The organism is Rossellomorea vietnamensis, assembly GCF_025398035.1.
Lineage (GTDB): Bacteria > Bacillota > Bacilli > Bacillales > Bacillaceae_B > Rossellomorea > Rossellomorea vietnamensis_B.
In genome coordinates, this window is record NZ_CP104558.1 from 1,067,890 (window position 1) to 1,084,506 (window position 16,617).

General features: G+C 41.7%; 21 protein-coding genes. 7 read left to right on the forward strand and 14 right to left on the reverse strand.

All coding sequences use genetic code 11. The features are described from left to right. Positions 1 to 38 precede the first annotated feature (38 nt). Positions 39 to 1,253: a nucleotidyltransferase gene (locus N5C46_RS05505; RefSeq protein ID WP_261751230.1), complete on the forward strand. Its 1,215-nt coding sequence runs from the start codon at positions 39 to 41 to the stop codon at positions 1,251 to 1,253. 54 nt (positions 1,254 to 1,307) lie between these two features. Here N5C46_RS05505 and N5C46_RS05510 read toward each other — a convergent pair whose 3' ends face one another. Both N5C46_RS05510 and N5C46_RS05515 read right to left on the reverse strand, forming a co-directional pair. Beyond that, on the reverse strand, positions 1,308 to 2,351 hold the full coding sequence (locus N5C46_RS05510) for a SepM family pheromone-processing serine protease (RefSeq protein ID WP_261751231.1): 1,044 nt from the start codon (positions 2,349 to 2,351) through the stop codon (positions 1,308 to 1,310). Positions 2,352 to 2,358: 7 nt separating this feature from the next. Continuing rightward, on the reverse strand, positions 2,359 to 3,138 hold the full coding sequence (locus N5C46_RS05515) for a patatin-like phospholipase family protein (protein WP_261751232.1): 780 nt from the start codon (positions 3,136 to 3,138) through the stop codon (positions 2,359 to 2,361). 175 nt (positions 3,139 to 3,313) lie between these two features. Between N5C46_RS05515 and ylbJ the strand changes: the two genes are divergently transcribed. After that, positions 3,314 to 4,534, forward strand: coding sequence for a sporulation integral membrane protein YlbJ (gene ylbJ / locus N5C46_RS05520; protein WP_261751233.1), 1,221 nt, complete (start codon positions 3,314 to 3,316; stop codon positions 4,532 to 4,534). A 78-nt stretch (positions 4,535 to 4,612) separates the two neighbouring features. Here ylbJ and coaD read toward each other — a convergent pair whose 3' ends face one another. From coaD to N5C46_RS05535, 3 genes are all read right to left on the reverse strand, one after another. After that, positions 4,613 to 5,098, reverse strand: coding sequence for a pantetheine-phosphate adenylyltransferase (coaD, locus tag N5C46_RS05525; protein WP_261751234.1), 486 nt, complete (start codon positions 5,096 to 5,098; stop codon positions 4,613 to 4,615). A gap of 30 nt (positions 5,099 to 5,128) precedes the next feature. After that, entirely contained in the window at positions 5,129 to 5,686 is a 558-nt protein-coding gene (gene rsmD / locus N5C46_RS05530; RefSeq protein ID WP_261751235.1) for a 16S rRNA (guanine(966)-N(2))-methyltransferase RsmD, read from the reverse strand. A 268-nt stretch (positions 5,687 to 5,954) separates the two neighbouring features. Further along, entirely contained in the window at positions 5,955 to 7,355 is a 1,401-nt protein-coding gene (locus N5C46_RS05535; RefSeq protein ID WP_261751236.1) for a hypothetical protein, read from the reverse strand. A gap of 193 nt (positions 7,356 to 7,548) precedes the next feature. On the opposite strand from N5C46_RS05535, the gene N5C46_RS05540 reads away from it, so the two are divergent. Continuing rightward, positions 7,549 to 7,938 carry a DUF7147 family protein gene (locus N5C46_RS05540; RefSeq protein ID WP_034755919.1) on the forward strand — a complete coding sequence of 130 codons (390 nt, stop codon included), beginning with the start codon at positions 7,549 to 7,551 and terminating at the stop codon, positions 7,936 to 7,938. A gap of 81 nt (positions 7,939 to 8,019) precedes the next feature. Here the strand turns inward: N5C46_RS05540 and N5C46_RS05545 are convergent, their stop codons facing one another. Further along, a complete protein-coding gene (locus tag N5C46_RS05545; RefSeq protein ID WP_261751237.1) occupies positions 8,020 to 8,295 on the reverse strand; it encodes a YlbG family protein in 276 nt (91 codons plus the stop codon). Positions 8,296 to 8,430: 135 nt separating this feature from the next. Between N5C46_RS05545 and N5C46_RS05550 the strand changes: the two genes are divergently transcribed. Next, entirely contained in the window at positions 8,431 to 8,745 is a 315-nt protein-coding gene (locus tag N5C46_RS05550) for a hypothetical protein (RefSeq protein WP_261751238.1), read from the forward strand. 56 nt (positions 8,746 to 8,801) lie between these two features. Here the strand turns inward: N5C46_RS05550 and N5C46_RS05555 are convergent, their stop codons facing one another. From N5C46_RS05555 to N5C46_RS05570, 4 genes are all read right to left on the reverse strand, one after another. After that, positions 8,802 to 9,248: a YlbF/YmcA family competence regulator gene (locus tag N5C46_RS05555; RefSeq protein WP_034755927.1), complete on the reverse strand. Its 447-nt coding sequence runs from the start codon at positions 9,246 to 9,248 to the stop codon at positions 8,802 to 8,804. Positions 9,249 to 9,384: 136 nt separating this feature from the next. After that, on the reverse strand, positions 9,385 to 9,777 hold the full coding sequence (locus N5C46_RS05560; protein WP_261751239.1) for a hypothetical protein: 393 nt from the start codon (positions 9,775 to 9,777) through the stop codon (positions 9,385 to 9,387). A 92-nt stretch (positions 9,778 to 9,869) separates the two neighbouring features. Continuing rightward, positions 9,870 to 10,112, reverse strand: a complete 243-nt coding sequence (locus N5C46_RS05565; RefSeq protein ID WP_224520327.1) for a YlbE-like family protein — start codon at positions 10,110 to 10,112, stop codon at positions 9,870 to 9,872. Between the two features lie 11 nt (positions 10,113 to 10,123). Further along, positions 10,124 to 10,546, reverse strand: a complete 423-nt coding sequence (locus tag N5C46_RS05570) for a YlbD family protein (RefSeq protein ID WP_034755933.1) — start codon at positions 10,544 to 10,546, stop codon at positions 10,124 to 10,126. A 162-nt stretch (positions 10,547 to 10,708) separates the two neighbouring features. Here N5C46_RS05570 and N5C46_RS05575 point away from each other — a divergent pair, with 162 nt between their 5' ends. Further along, positions 10,709 to 11,197 (forward strand): PaaI family thioesterase, encoded by a 489-nt coding sequence (locus tag N5C46_RS05575; RefSeq protein WP_261751240.1) that lies wholly within the window; start codon positions 10,709 to 10,711, stop codon positions 11,195 to 11,197. Positions 11,198 to 11,232: 35 nt separating this feature from the next. Here N5C46_RS05575 and N5C46_RS05580 read toward each other — a convergent pair whose 3' ends face one another. Beyond that, positions 11,233 to 12,162 carry a CAP domain-containing protein gene (locus tag N5C46_RS05580; RefSeq protein ID WP_261751241.1) on the reverse strand — a complete coding sequence of 310 codons (930 nt, stop codon included), beginning with the start codon at positions 12,160 to 12,162 and terminating at the stop codon, positions 11,233 to 11,235. A gap of 675 nt (positions 12,163 to 12,837) precedes the next feature. Between N5C46_RS05580 and N5C46_RS05585 the strand changes: the two genes are divergently transcribed. Beyond that, positions 12,838 to 13,197: a YugN-like family protein gene (locus N5C46_RS05585; RefSeq protein WP_261751242.1), complete on the forward strand. Its 360-nt coding sequence runs from the start codon at positions 12,838 to 12,840 to the stop codon at positions 13,195 to 13,197. A 193-nt stretch (positions 13,198 to 13,390) separates the two neighbouring features. Continuing rightward, positions 13,391 to 14,449, forward strand: a complete 1,059-nt coding sequence (gene ytvI, locus N5C46_RS05590) for a sporulation integral membrane protein YtvI (protein WP_261751243.1) — start codon at positions 13,391 to 13,393, stop codon at positions 14,447 to 14,449. 79 nt (positions 14,450 to 14,528) lie between these two features. Here ytvI and N5C46_RS05595 read toward each other — a convergent pair whose 3' ends face one another. From N5C46_RS05595 to ctaF, 3 genes are all read right to left on the reverse strand, one after another. Then, entirely contained in the window at positions 14,529 to 14,990 is a 462-nt protein-coding gene (locus N5C46_RS05595; protein WP_034755946.1) for a DUF420 domain-containing protein, read from the reverse strand. Positions 14,991 to 15,090: 100 nt separating this feature from the next. After that, positions 15,091 to 15,999 carry a cytochrome c oxidase assembly factor CtaG gene (gene ctaG / locus N5C46_RS05600; protein WP_261751244.1) on the reverse strand — a complete coding sequence of 303 codons (909 nt, stop codon included), beginning with the start codon at positions 15,997 to 15,999 and terminating at the stop codon, positions 15,091 to 15,093. Between the two features lie 284 nt (positions 16,000 to 16,283). Further along, a complete protein-coding gene (gene ctaF / locus N5C46_RS05605; protein ID WP_159361829.1) occupies positions 16,284 to 16,616 on the reverse strand; it encodes a cytochrome c oxidase subunit IVB in 333 nt (110 codons plus the stop codon). Position 16,617: the final 1 nt, after the last annotated feature.

Consider the following 16,617-nt stretch of genomic DNA (forward strand, 5'->3'; position numbering starts at 1 on the left):
TAAGCACTTTTTAGATTTAGAAAGGTTGTGTGGTTATTATGAGGGCGACAGGGGTAGTTGTGGAGTATAATCCGTTTCATAATGGACATTTGCATCATTTGAGGGAAACAAGGGCCGCTACCGGGGCGGATGTTGTGGTTGCCGTGATGAGTGGGCATTTCCTCCAGCGTGGGGAGCCTGCACTTGTTTCAAAATGGGCCCGTACAAGGATGGCATTGGAGTCAGGAGTGGATGTCGTGATAGAGCTTCCATATTGTTTTGCGACACAGCATGCGGAAATTTTTTCAAAAGGGGCGATTTCACTCCTGGACCGATTTGGTTGTGAAAGCTTCTGTTTCGGTAGCGAAGATGGGGATATTGATGGATTCTTAATGACCATTCAATTCATCCAAACACACCAGGAGCAATACGATGTGTACATAAAGGAATTGATTCAGGAAGGGATGAGCTATCCTTCAGCACTGGCCGGTGCCTTTCGGAAATTGGGAAATCAGGATTCTGTCATCGATTTAAGTAAACCCAACAATATTTTGGGATTTCACTATTTGGAGGCAAGGAATCAGCTTGGTTCTTCATTGGAAGCGTATACGATTACCCGGGAATCAGCCGGTTACCATGATGAACATTTCTCTTCCCCTTCCATTGCCAGTGCGACGAGCATTCGCAAAAGTATATTCAGTTCACAAGGGGATCATGAGATCGAATCTTATCTTCCTGCAGCTTCTGTGCAGGAACTGGAAAGATATAAAGGCGAGTTTGGTGGATTCCACAGATGGGAGAGTTATTGGACCCTGCTTCAATATAAGCTTCTTTCCTCTTCAAAAGCTGAGTTGAGGGATATCTATGAAATAGAAGAGGGAATCGAAAACCGGATGGTAGAGTATGCGAAGTCTTGCTTGTCCTTTGAAGAATTCATGACGAAGCTTAAGACGAAGCGTTACACGTGGACACGCCTTCAAAGAATGCTCCTTCATATTTTAACTGATACACATAAAGAAGAAATGAGGAGCCGGCATGACTCTCCTCGTTATATCCGCCTTCTCGGTATGAATACCAAGGGAAGGGAATTTATCCACTCCCGGAAAAAGAATCTGTCCCTCCCTTTGATCAGCAAGCTATCCAGTGCAGACCCACATGATATCCAATTAGATATCAAGGCTGCGGAAATTTATTCATTGGGCCTTCAGGATCCAGACGCACGCACAAGACTTCTACGACAAGAATGGTCCCAACCCCCTATTATGATGTCATAACAATGTGATTCAAACAAAGAGACTGCCCTCCGAATCGAAAGGCAGTCTCTTTGTTCAGTTTTCGATTGATTTGAGGAAGGATAGTGCTTCATCAAATGTTTTTACGGGTATCACTTTCATATCCGTACCGATATCTTCGGCTGTTCGTTTCGCAGCGGTATAGTTGGATTCAAGATCAGGGTATTTTTTCTTCATTTCTTTTGTAATGGTTTCATCCGGTGCAAGGAAGTATTCTGCATCCGCTTTATCAGCAGCGATGATTTTTTGTTCGATGCCTCCGATGCGACCGACCACACCATCTTCCGAGATCGTCCCGGTACCGGCAATCCTGTGCCCTTTAGCCAGATCTTCCTTCGTCAGTTGGTCATAGATTTCCAAACTGAACATCAATCCTGCGGAAGGTCCCCCTATTTCCTCTGTCTGAAGCTTTACGGGTGGATCTGTTATGATTTCTTTATCATCGCTTAATGTGATGCCGAGACCGATCTTATCAGGGACATCGGGAAATGCTTCAAGCGGGATCGTTTCAACCTTTTCCTCTTTATCCCGGACGAATGTGATGTCCACTTTATCCCCTTTTGTTTTCCCACTTACGTAATCAATGAATTCTTGTGACGACTGAAACGTCTGACCGTCTATGGCGGTGATCCGGTCGCCGGGTTTCAACACTTTTTCAGCAGGCATATCCGGATAAATATTTAATACATAAATCCCTTTATATTTATATTCATACGGTTTGCCTGCTTTTTTATAGGCCACTTCAATGGCATGGGTTTGGGAATTATTCATGAGCTGAAGTTGGCGAAGATTGTATTCTTCATCGCTTTCATGTGGACTCCTGATTTCCTCTACCGGAAAGATATATTCATATTTCCTTATGCTCGCCATCAGATAGGCATATATATTCGCCCTTCCCATCCTGACGGTTGTCAGCATCAGTTCTCCATCGTCTTCATATCCATTCTCGACGTGTACGATTGGATCAAGTTCGTGTGCATTCCCGGGTTTCGTAACATAGAAAGGAAGATAATAAAAAGAAGTGGCGACCATAATGATGGTCATGATGAGCAGGGTTTTTATCAGCGTTTTTGTTTTCATATATTTTTTACTCCTTCCAATTGTCCAGAGCTTCCTTGATGGAAGGAATAGCCTTCTTTGCTTCTTCTTCTCCCATATCGATGATTTCTTCAATGTTTTTAAAAGCTCTGGTGCTGTACATTTCTACATGTGGTCTGATCATGAAATCAGAAGCAAATTCACGGTGAGCGACGATTTCCAGTTGGAGGATGTCAATGCTTTGCATGATCACGTCGTAGATGGTGGTTATTTCTGCATTACGTTTCACATGGGACACATCGACCCCGATTACAATGTCCGCTCCCATCTCTTTCACAACGGAAACCGGCACGCGGTCAATGACCCCTCCGTCCACCAACAGACGGCCATTTATCCTTTCAGGCACAAAAATACCCGGTATAGCAATACTTGCACGGACTGCGCTTGCTATTGGACCGGTGGTGAAGATGACTTTTTCTCCATTCGTAATGTCAGTTGCCACAACACTAACAGGGATATTTAATTCTTCAATATTTTTATTATGGGTAAATAGCTGAATGAACTCTTTTATTCTCTTGCCAGATATGAACCCCATTTTCGGAACGGTAAAGTCCAAGTAATACTTCCGTCTGAAGGTAGTGGAAAGCTTGTATAGGTCTTCCATCTTGTGACCAACCCCATAAAAGCAGCCGACGAGCGCCCCCATGCTGCTGCCTGCAATCATATCAATCGGTATGTCGGCATCATCAAAGGCTTTCAAAACGCCTAAATGAGCAAATCCCCTTGCGCCACCCGAGCCGAGGGCTAATCCGATCTTTGGTCTACCCATGCCCTTCCCCCTTTTCCCGAGTCATCGGTCTATTCATCATATGGTCTATTTCAATTATGTATGAGTATATTGGATAATATGAGGACAAGTTGAATTAATCTCATTTTATCATTCTTTTCCCATTTCACAAGGAATTGAAATAGAAGGAACTATTTTCTTAGGGGAGGAAGTCCTGTTGTTCAAATCTAAAATCAAAACCTTGGCTTTATCCATAAGTGTGACGGTATTTGCCACCTCTCTCATCTTGATGCCCGGGGAATCATTGGAGGCATCCATCAGAGGTTTGGACATGTGGTGGGAAATTGTCTTTCCATCCCTATTGCCGTTTTTCATTGTATCTGAAATGCTTATCGGATTTGGGGTTGTCCGGTTTATAGGTGTCATGCTTGAGCCCTTGATGAGACCATTATTCCGGGTTCCGGGTGTAGGCGGGTTTGTGTGGGCGATGGGAATGGCATCAGGCTTTCCCGCAGGAGCTAAATTGACAGCTCGTTTGCGCCAGGAAAAACAGATTACAAAACTGGAAGGGGAAAGACTCGTTTCATTCACGAACTCTTCCAATCCGCTATTTATATTCGGGGCTGTTTCTGTCGGATTTTTCCAAAACGCGACCCTTGGGATTGTGTTAGCCGCTGCTCATTATATCGGGAATATATGCGTAGGCATCGTCATGAGGTTCTACGGAGCTAAAGAGAAAGAGGAAATCAGAAGCCGCCCGATAAAAAGGAAAGGTTTCATCCTCCGGGAAGCATTGTCGGCACTTCACCGCACAAGACTTCAGGATAAACGCCCCATCGGCAAACTACTGGGGGATGCCGTCACTTCATCCATTCAAACGTTGTTGATGATCGGTGGATTCATCATCTTATTTTCCGTCATTAATAAAATGTTGTATCACCTGAACATCACGACTTTTTTTGCCGAAGGTCTATCGGCTTTATTTACCCTTCTGAAATTACCCGACCAATTAAGTATCCCATTTATTTCAGGACTCTTTGAAATCACATTGGGTTCAAAACTCACAAGCGGTGTAACGGAAGCCACCCTCCTCCACCAAGCGATCATCACAAGCTTTATATTGGGTTTCAGCGGTTTCAGCGTCCAGGCACAGGTCGCAAGTATCCTGGCAGATACGGATATTCGATTTAAGCCTTTCTTCTACGCACGCTTAGTTCACGGATTTTCCGCATCCGTCACGACCATTCTCATTTGGAAGCCCATTTATGAGAGGTTTTCCGATGAACAGCTTTCCAACGCCATCCCGGTATTCGCCAGGCACAACGACGCATTTTGGACCGACATGCTCTATTGGTTCAAGACGGCAGGTCCCATCATCACGATTTCAAGTTTGATCGTATACATGGTTCTTTATGCACGAAAACATGTGAATCATTGAAAAACAGGGTTGACCCGCTTAGACCGATTTCACAGTTTGTGAAGATATTAGGTCTATAGTTGGATCAACCCTGTATGGTTAGTCACGCTGATATTTCGTCTTTAATGATTCTTCTACACGCTTCGGTACAAGTTCAGAGATATCGCCTCCGTATTTAGCCACTTCTTTGACAATACTCGAGCTTAAGAAAGAATACTGGTTATTCGTCATGATGAAGAACGTTTCGATTTCATCATCCAGTACCCGGTTCATGGACGTGATCTGCATTTCATATTCAAAGTCCGATACCGCCCTTAAACCCCTGATGATTGCTTTTGCATTCACACTCTTAGCATAATCGACCAACAAGCCCTGAAATGAATCCACGACCACATTTGGTATATCCCTGGTGACTTCCCGGATCAATTCGATTCGTTCTTCAACCGAAAAGAGTGGCTTCTTAGAAGAATTATTTAATACTACTACATGCATTTCATCAAATACCTTAGCACCCCGTGTAATAATATCCAAATGTCCATATGTAATGGGATCAAAGCTTCCCGGACAAACTGCTATACTTGGCATATACTTACCTCCCGCTCTTTATCGTGATCCTCAATCATTCTCCCTGGAAAATATCGATATCCTGATGATTCCATAGGTCTCTTCCCTTAGCTTCTTCAAGCTTCCCACTCTATCTTCCAATGTTATTTCCGATCCATGCTCACACATGACGAAACCGCTTTCATTCAGAAGTTTGTGTTCATCGATGAACTCGAGGAGTTGTTGAAGCTTCTGCTGTTTGTAAGGAGGATCCAGGAATATATAGTCAAAGACTATTTCTCTTTTTAATATCGCCTTTAACGCTCTCGTAGCTTCATTTCGATATACTTCACTTTGGTCCAACAGATCACAGTCTTTAAGATTGGCCTTTACCGTTTGGAAAGCCTTTTGATCCCTATCCACAAAGATGACGGAATCGAGTCCACGGCTTAATGCTTCAATGCCAAGACCGCCGCTTCCTGCAAACAAATCCAATCCTGTCCCACCTTCAAAATAGGGACCCATCATATTAAATATCGATTCTTTCACCTTATCTGTTGTGGGTCTTGTTCCACTTCCAGGAACAGCCTTTAACGGCCTGCCCTTTAACGTACCTGATATGACTCTCATAATCATCCACCATATATGTATTTTTTCCTCCCTATCCTATCATATCTCGACACATATCGCCACATTCATAATTTGCATCAAAAATGTATAAAATCATTTTGATAGGTGATAATGAGAGTAACAGCATCCTAACTGATGTTGTTGCCAACCGCGGAGAAGACTTACGATTCCCCATAAGTTCTTCCTCCGGTTTCTCCTCTCCCTTTGCCTTCTTTCCAGAGATGGATATAGAAGGACCCTGCAGAAAGTTCTGCAGGGCTTTTTACGTTCAATTTAAGATTTCGATTGTATTTTTCTTGTTCTTCACTTCCGCATTGAACAATTTTTCAAACCAATGGATATCCATATAGATGGTATCCCCTATCGTTTGAACCGGCTTCCCCAGTAATCCGTAATTTTCTTCATTGTAAATAAAATAATCTTCATTTAGATAAAACCTTAAAGTATTACCCTCCACAGTGGTGAAGTACACGCCAGGCTGAAGTTCTTTTATTTCGAGCCCCATGGCCTCGACTGCCTCAGGGAATTGAACATATTCCTTTTGCTGATAAGAAGCGTATGATAGCTGAATTGGTTCTTTGTTGACCATTATCGGCTTGCCCGCCTTCAAAGTAAGCAAAGGATGCTCATTTTCTTTCACACTGTCAGCAAAAAATGAACAATTGAACCCCGTCACGTTACTGACTGCATCATCCAACATGTTACGGTCTACGGTTTGGTTCCTAACCTTTTGTCTAAGACCATCCCACTCGGACGGGCTCAGACCCTCTTTTAACTGCTTGTATGCCCATGCCGGTTCGGCAGCGTTTGGAGGCTCATTGAGGAGGATACTAACCACCAATTCCTTCAACCAGGCATCTTCATCCCTTGAGGACAGTGTTTGGTACAATAAGCTTTGCCTTATCCTTTTCACGTCTTCCCCGTAAGCACCATTCAACACGATGAGATGAGGGGACGTAAAAGGTTGAATTTTTTCAGAAATGAGGACAGTCACAAAACCGTCAGCGGATTCGAGTGAATTCAGCTTATCAAAATTGACTGGATCCCCTTCCCCAGTCAATACCTTTACTGCTCGCGACCCGCTTTCTTTCAACGATTCTTTTGTCCACACTAAATCTGAAGGTTCCCCTTTGCCACTGAAGAAATAGTAGTCGATATAATCCAGTTTTTTATGGTTGGATGAAGGATACCCCGCAATCCATTTTCCGTTCCTTAAGCTCTTTTCCGTTAACTCAATATCCGTTTTGTGGGTTGAAACCCCGGAAAGGACAGGATACCAATTTCGTAAAGGCACACTGTCAGCTTTCGTCGGCTGCTTTAATGAATAGGTTATGGTAATTTCCTGAGAATCCTGATTCAAGGTACTAACATAAAATTCACCGTTTTCTTTCGTTAAACAATTGTTTTCTTCTTTATCATTACAGGCAAAGTTCCCTGCTCCCCCGGGCCATTTGATCACTAGGGGATCAGAAGGAATGCCCGATGGGAAGTGAATCGTCTGAGTCACATGAAATGTATCTTCTTTATGAATGATGGAATAGACCTGACTTACCTCAACAATACCCGACTCACCCGCACTCTCTGTCGTAAACCCCATCCACTGGAAGAAGAGAATACCGGAACTAACGAGGATCATCAAAAAACCGAAAGTGAACACAAATCGTCTCATACTATACCCTTACCTCCGTTTACTACTTAAAGAATAGCAGAAGAATAAGGATAATAGTGGTACATATTTGTGAAAAGACCATATTTTCAATAAAAATCCTATTGAAATGATCATCATTACCATCTTTACTTATGTCTTTCATTTTGAAATAATAAGGAATTGATGAACTTGGTAAGAAAAGGGGAATAATACAATGATTCAACGTTTTATTGAATTAGGAGAAGGTTATTCAGATATTTACGAGCTTTTGGAGCTTGCGAAAGCGAATGAAGAACGTTTGCAGCATATGCTGGCATTCCATACCATTGTGAAGGACCGTGCTGTCACTTCTTTGGCCCTTGTAATGAAACCGACGGAACAAGGAAAATTCCAGGCCATTTATGTATGCAGGGAAGGAATTCCCAACCCAAATATTACACCAAATCAGCGCTATTCACTATTTGAGGAGACAGCTGAGAAGCTTGGAAGGGTCATCATTCAAATGGATGTTAAGCCCTCGACTCTGTTTCCGGAAAATGCACTGTACTATCAGCATTTGATTGCCATTTTGAGATTAAATCATTATATACTCCCTCTGCAATGACCGTCGACGCGCGGCTCAAACAGATTGATCTGACAGTCAAATGAAAAAAGCTGCCAAAATAATATTCTTTGGCAGCCATTCTTAAAATCCCATTTTGTAATCATATTCCTTCGCTTTATCAGGACGTGAATTTTCAAAGACGGACTTGATAAATGGCTTAAAGGAAGGATCGACCTTCTTCACGTATGAATAAGCTGAGATTCTTTCCATCACAGAGTTTAATTCGTCCTGATTGCAATACAGCACAACATATTTCATTTTTTTCGATACATAGTGAACATTTCCAAATCGTCTAAGGGACTTGGCATGCTTCAAGCTATGTAACCAAACCACTAAACCTTGTCTTTCTGTTAACATATAGTTTCCCCTCTAGGAATCACTTTTTTTTAAGTCTAGCATAATAGCGTGTGGGTAAGCAATAAGGAATGGTATGATCTTTCCTTAAATGGAGTGTAAAGTAAAAAGTGCATATCGAGAGAACGGAGGGCATATATGGACTTGAATGTGATTTGGGACTATTTCATTGAACACCTGAAGGAAGAGGACGGAATTGAAGAAGCTCAGGTAAAATGGAGTGCCGGCATTCCATTCATCTATATTCGATCAAAGAAATCGAAAGATGATATCGAATACTGCATAAAGAAATGGTCGGCTAAAGCCATGCGTGGAAAGAGACTGCATTCTGATACTATTTTTTTTAGAGAAGAAGAATCTTTATATGTGTATCGCCACCGGTTCTTTGTTCCCCTGGAAAAAATGTTTTGCTGTGGAAATCTCTGTGTGGATTGTGTGCGGTTAAAACAATAGGTGAAATAAAAGAAAGAGCGGACATATTCAGTCCGCTCTTTCTTTTATTTGTTATGTCACGCCGAACAACCGCAGCTTCCACCTGAACCGCAACCGCCTCCACAGGATCCCCCGCTTGAGAAGAAAGGATTTCCTGATGGAACCTTCACATTTTTAGAGACGGAATGTCCGATCACAAGACTCACCTGATCAAGGAGATCCTGTAACTCGTTTTCGGCTCTGCGGAATTCTGCCACATTCTCATCAAGATCCATCTCCCGCTTAACTTCCCGGATTTCTTTCATGATGGTTTTGTAGTCAGGATGGTATCTGCCAAAACGTTGTACTTCTTCGTAACTCTCTTTCATCCGTGAAAAGGTTTGGACCTTTCGCTGAGTTTCAGAGTTGTTACGCAGTTTATATAAAGACTTACGATAATTCTCTGCCACATCAGATTCTACTATCCACTGAGATAATTCGTCAGCTGAATCCAATATTTCCATTCTTTCAATAGTAGCAAGCATAACGCCCACCTCCGTAACGATATTTTAACATGTTTTACGGAAGGAAGCGAATAGACAAATTCGATATTTAAATTCGAATGGAAAATGACTAAAAATAAAACACCGCCGAAATATGGCGGTGAAGTTCTCGGGCGTCTTATTGAATGGTCACATAAAATTGATCCTTCATCCCAAATGACTGGTTGTTTTTCCCTACAATTTCAACATTCAATAAGTGCACACCTTTGGGTAATCCTTTAATGACAAAGGCAGCCGTGTGATATTCTTTATACAAATTCCCAGTATTGGACCTGACAATGATTTTACCCTTTTTTGCGCCCTTTTTTTCTGTAGTGAATGTAACACCCGGCACAATGCACTCGATATACACTTGATTTCCCTGAACCATATGTTTGATGGAAACAGTCTTTTGCTCTCGATTGGCCGCCTCCACCTTATTAGCGAACGAGAAGCTTTCCGGCTCAGGCATCTTTTCCTTACAGCCGCTTAATACTAGTAAAGCGAAGGCTAACAACATCATTTTCTTCATCGTTTACACCACTCCTTACCTATAGCCTTGCCCTATCGATCCCTTTTTTACTCAAATATTGGTTGTCCAAATGTCTACAAAAAAATAGCACCTTAATTGTCGGCACTATTCATGGATTGAAACATACTGATCATCATGGAAGCCATCTGTACTCCATTCGAAAATTTTTGAACCCTGTGTGGAATCGTTTTTTCAAAATGATTGATGGACGCGATTTCAAATTTTTCAAGTTCATTTGGATTTCGGGAAAGTGTTCGATACCACTGGGGTTGATCCCTTAGAAATAATTTCAGGTCTTCTTTACCGTAAATATATTCAATGATGTCCGATCTCATATTTTACCCCCTTAATCTTTTCGGAAAGAAAATGGATGGGAAGGTTTGGATGGAGCTTCCGTTTTGGTTGCTGTACCGGATCCCCTATTGTTACCTGATTGAAATTGACTGAGAACTCCCTGAACGGTCCCAAGAGCTTCACTTAAGCTGTTGATATGCTGCTGCAATTGATTAGCGTCCATTTTCTTCACCATTTCTCCCACCTGGTCCATCCACCCTCCTTTACTTTCGGAATTGGTCGAAGTCTTTTCATTTTCTTTCTCTGACTCTGTCCTATATTTATCCCACCTTGTGTCATCTTCCCCAAGCAAATACCAGTCTTCAAAGAGATCCTGCCAATTAGCATCGCCGTTTCGCACATCCTTAATGATTTTCGGATGCTTTTTCACAAAACCTTTAAATTCTTTGACTTTAGGGTGTAATGATTTCCCCATAATATGAACACCTCCATTACAGGCTTCTACCTACTATACTTTATGAAAAGTTGAAAAGAATGGTGATACATTCCTTTTTGTAGTAATATTTACATGTAATTGCCCACTCGTTGTCCCAACAGTTCAATGCTGACTGTGAATACTTTAAAAGGATGTTTAAACATGAGAGAACAGGTACAAAAATTATTTAATGAATGTATGACAGGAGCTACCGATGAAGATCTCCTGATTATGAAACAGCTGCTCGAAGGTATACAACGGAAGAAAAACAGTGAAAATGGATCAATCATTGGCGGGATCTTCGCCATGGACAGAAAAATGACAGACGGGAACTTAGAGGTTAGCATACCAATCTCCCCCGTTACATATAACTCGCTTGAAATTGTACATGGTGGTGTCACCGCTACCCTTGTTGATACTGCTATGGGTACCTTGGCAAACATGATGCTTCCAGAAGGTTATGGCGCAGTGACGACAAACTTAAATGTCCATTACCTGGCACCCGGTGTAGGTGAACGCCTCACTGCCCATGCGACAGTCGTTCATCAAGGTAGCAAAACGATTGTAGTGGATGGTAAAGTGGTAAGTTCTGACGGTAAAATCATAGCTCACTCAACGGGTTCTTTTTTTATTTTCAAAAAGAATCAATAAAAAAGTGGATTCTCCGTTCTGGAGAATCCACCTTTTTATTCTTCTTCTTCCATTTTCTCTATGAAATTCTGGGTATAAAATCGTTTGTAAACACCTACGCCAAGATGGGTGAAATTCTTCTCCAGCAGGATCTTCCTGTGACCTTCTGAATTGAGCCAGCCATGCACAGCTTCCGGGGCATCCATATATTGCGATGCGATGTTTTCCCCTGCTGTCTTAAAACGTACATCCCCTTGTTCCAAACGCTGAGTAAGATCCCCTAGGGTAGGTGAATCATGGGAGAAGTAATCCTCCTCATACATTTCTTTACTATGTCCCCTTGCTATCTCCGCCGTTTCCTCATCCCACTCGAGAGCTTCTTCATCAAACTGATGTCTGATTACATTCGTAATATCAAATATCTGCTGTTCACTTGCTGTATTCACCTTATCCCATTCGTCTTCACTAGGTTCCATTTCCTCAGCCAATTCTCCACGATACATCATTTCATACGGATGCATCTCGATCAATGTGCGGCTATCCAGAAATCGGATACTCGTCAGTCGGCTTGTGATTTTATCCAAATAAAGCTGAGCATAGATATTTCCGAGGGGTACGAGAAGGCGTGTATTCAAATCTTCTTCATTTAATTCAAATTGATAAGCTCCTGAATCATCGTTCACAACGATTTCAGATTCAACAATGGTAAAACGATAGATATCTTCCAGGCTCTGTCCAAGCTTATAAGGGGCCACATCCACCTGATTCCCGATGGCATATAAGGTAACCACCTTATCATTTACAACGCCCATTTGTATGTATTGTTTAGTTGAAATCGGATAAACCCACCAATCATATCCGTACGGACTGGGTTCGACTCTTTCCGGGTCCCCGAATGCTTCCTTTACCTTTTTCGTATCTTTGCCTATCCAGGTGGATAAGCCTGAAGCCGGTCTTTCCCCTGGTGTCTCAATGGATTGATTCACTTTGTTCTCTTTGTCTTCCTTAAGAGTCTGGGTTTCTGGTCCCTTTAATGGTTTGTTTTCCTGCTTTTGACCTTGATAAATACCAATAATTAAAATAATGACAAATATGATCAAAACACGTAAAACGGTTTTCAGGATCTCCCCTCCTCTCTTTCCCCATGAAAAAATAGGTCAACGTTACTATGAATAGTATACACTAATCGGATTATTAAATTGTGTCTACCATAAAGAATAGCATATTTTCAGCCGCACTAAAACTGACGTACTCTTTCAATCCTTTCACATAATACTTTACAAAAACAAAAATCCGAACGAATTCGATTTTCAATAAATGAATTTCGAATGATCGTCCGGATTTTCTTTTGACTAAAGTGGCTTATTACTAAAGTGGGATTCCGATATATTTTCCAGGGTTTGGGTCATCTTATCCCTCCTGTTATTCAATATATTTCATTTTCTATTTTCCGGTATTAACATGAAAGATATTAACCTTTTTAAAAATCACCCAATTCAAATGATTCAAGACATTGCAAGATAAAGTTTTTTCCACTATTATTAAGTATGAGAAATACCGCATTTAGTATCAATGTACATACACCGATATAAATGCTTTTACGATGCGGACAGCATGGGGATCCGTCATTCTCATGCAAGCCAATATAGGAGGAAAATATTATGCGTTTTGAAGCAACTGAATTTGAAAGCTTAAAAGTCGATTTAAACCGATTGGACGAAATCATGGAATCTCATGGATTGGTCCGTGCAGGTCAATGGGATTACGAGCGTGTAACCTATGACCGTAAATTTGAAATTAGAGAAGGCATCTTCTATTTACGAATCCAGGGCCTTGCAGTCGAGGGGGATATCGGAAAACATGACGCTGTTATCCAATTAATGACTCCGCTACTCGGGAAACATTACTACCCGCACGGAGTGGAATATGGTGAAGGTGAAGAGTTCCCTAAACACCTTGTCACTTCTTGCGAAAAGCTCTTAGCAGATGTTAAAAAAGATGCAATGAACTTTGCATGGTAATATACCTACAATAAAGACTGTCCGCCTTGTGGACAGTCTTTTCTATATGGTCTTTTTGTACGAAAGGGACTTCAATACAATCAGCTCTAAACAGAAACAAAACCTTCAAAATTTCACTTTCTTCCCACTGTTCATTCTTCTCTGACTCTAATATAATAAAAGGAAGAGGTTCCTGTTAGAAAGGGGTACACCATTGTCCAAGTTTTTCACTAAAAAAGTATGGATGATCTCATTGGTCATCTTACTGATAGCATTAATTGCATTTTTTATTTTGCCGGTGTCCGTAACATTGATCACTGCGATCATCACCGCTCTTTTTCTTGAGCCTGCTGTAGGTTTCATCCAAAAACGCTTTTCAACAAAACGGAGATTCGCAGTCCTTTCCGTCTTCATTCTGTTTCTTCTCCTCATCGGTGTTTCCTCGTTTTTCGTCACCACTAAAGTGGTCGGAGAAGGAATTAAGCTTATTGAAGATGCACCCAAATACGTTAATCAATTAAGCGATATCTGGCTTGATTACGAAGATCGATTGTTGAATGCAACCGAGGATCTTCCCGATGAATTGGTCAAGAGCTTCAGTGATGATGTCCAGAGCTTTCTGGAGAGTGGGAAAACAAAGATTCTGAATTCATTCAACATAGAAAGAATCAGCGTATTTTTGTCGTATATACCTAATTATCTGGTCAGTTTTCTTGTCTACTTAATCGCACTTTTTCTATTCATGCTGGATCTGCCCAGGATCAAGAAATCCATTTATGGTCATCTAAAAGAGAGAACAGCTGAGAAAGTAACCTTCATGACGTCCAGACTTACCTACGTTATATTTGGATTCTTTAAGGCGCAATTTCTCGTCAGTATCATCATCTTTATCGTTTCCTTGATCGGGCTTCTTTTCATAGCCCCTGATGTGGCAATTGTCATGTCACTTATCATCTGGGTGATTGATTTCATTCCATTGATCGGTTCCATCGTTGTATTGGGCCCATGGGCAATCTTCCATCTCTTGACTGGAAACATCGCCCTCGGAACCCAATTAGCTGTGCTGGCCGCCATATTGTTGATCATCAGACGAACCGTAGAGCCGAAGGTAATGGGAAGCCATATCGGATTGTCCCCCCTTGCTACGCTCATTGCCATGTATCTTGGCCTTAAGCTATTTGGGGTATTGGGATTCATTATCGGCCCATTGCTGCTCATTGTGTTTAACTCCGCTAAAGAAGCAGGTATCATTAAAACCAACTTCAAAGTATAAAAGGGCAAATCCCGCTGCTCCGGGATTTGCTTTTTTATATATAAAAAACCGCTATGCTTATTTCACATAGCGGTTTTTATTAATATCCTAGTATAGCCCTAATAACGGACGTTGTCTCTCCACCTTTATAGAAAACGTAAAGCAGAAGATAAACGGCAACCCCTGTAATGGCCGTAAAAAACCAGATGAAGCTTGTAATCGGACCAAGCTTGCGATGGGTTTTCAGACGATCCTTATACCCTGTCCAAAGGCTTAAGATGCCAAATACGGCGCCTGTGGTCGCAAGAGTAATATGAAAGACCAGGAAGATCGTATAATAGACCTTGATGTCATCAGGACCGCCAAATGATGTGTTCCCGACAAAAATCGTCCTGCTCAAGTAAATAACGAAAAAGATAAGGGCGAAGATTCCCGCAAGTGTCATCGTTTTCTGATGTTGTTCAATCTTTCTTTGTTTAATCTGCCACCAGCCTATTGCCACAGTAACAGCACTTAACACGATGAAACTCGTGCTAATGGTAGGTAAAATAGGTAAATCCATCTCGTTTCCTCTCTTTTCTAAAAAATTCTAACCAGTTTCTTTCATGGCACCTATGTACATACAGGAATAACCACACTCCCGGATATCCCTGTATACGCATTTATTGTTCTGGCAGGGTTGAATCTGCAACCGGATCATAGGAGAGCTTCTCTTGCTGCTCCTGATCCTTTCTATACCATTGGAAGAACAGATTAAATAGCACGACTCCAAACACGATTTCCTGAATGATCTTCATCAGGACTCCCCCAAGCTGTTGATCATTGAGAGTCGACATGGACGTGAATAATTCCGGACCAGTAAGTGTCAACCCTTCCAGTGTATTAACAGGTACACATAGAGATAACGCCTGGAGCCATTCGTTTGGATCATAATAGGTCGCATACATCGGGTTTTCGGCGAAGATGATCAATCCGCATGCCGGGGTCAATAACACGGCGCTTCCCAAGATATACCCGATTCGTTTTAAACCACTTAATTCAATATCTTCGTCTACCGGATTAATCAGTGGCCACCACATAAATACGGCAAGAATGAATAATATGCACGTGGTCAAAGCGTGTAGAGTGACATCCGTCCGTACGTTATCAAAGATTAACGGGATATGGTAAATTGAAAAAACCAGATTGAATGACAATAAGGAAATCAGCGGCTTGGTCATAAAGCTGAATATTTGTTTCACGACCGGCAATTCAATCGTTGCCTTCCAAACCCAATCCGGTATTCCCAAAATCAATAATGGAGTAAAGACAAGATATAAAAAGGCCATCTGTGTCATATGTGCAGAAAACAATATCCCGCTCAGAACCTCAACAGGCGAACCCTTGATGGCATATAATAAAACCATCGAAACAAGGAAAAACGCTGCTTCCTTCCCAGTCAGCTTCCTGTTATCCCTGAAGCTCTCCCTCCACTTTATCGTTATCAAAAAATAGAGTACCGTCATAAACACCAGCGTCATAAGAAAAAACGGGCTCCATAACGCCATAAATCCAAAAATACCCAAAGGCATCTTCTCACCTCATTTCACAATTAACACCTACCCCCATTATACTGACAACCCTCCCCCACTTCAATGCGAGGTCATGACAAGTTCTTGAACATTAGAAAAGCGGAGGCGGGTTGGTCAGGCCCGACAAGCACAACTGGGAAATCCCAAAAGGCGTTTTTTGCCTTATGGGATTTTTCAGTTGTGACCTCGAGGGACTACCCGCCGGAGCTGGACAATCGAAAAGCGGAGCCGACTGGGTTGGCCCGACAAGCACAAAAAAAGCCAGCCAAAAGGCTGACTTTTCTTTAGATCCATACAATTGTTAAAAATGTTAACACTGTGATAAATGCAACAAGTGCACCAGAATACAGGAACAAGGATGGAGCTTCATGACCTTTATGACTCATATGCATGAAGTAATAAAGTTGAAAAACCAGTTGAACGACTGCAAGTAGGAGAATGAAAGGTACCACAAAGTACTTATCGAAATCCCCAGCTACAGCGATAAACGCCACCAATGTTAAGAAAATCATTAACATGAATGATGTTAACTGCATTCTCATGTCTTCTGCATTCTTCTTACGACGATATTCGTAATCTACACTTGGGTTACCTGAAGTTGATTGTTGATTCGCCATC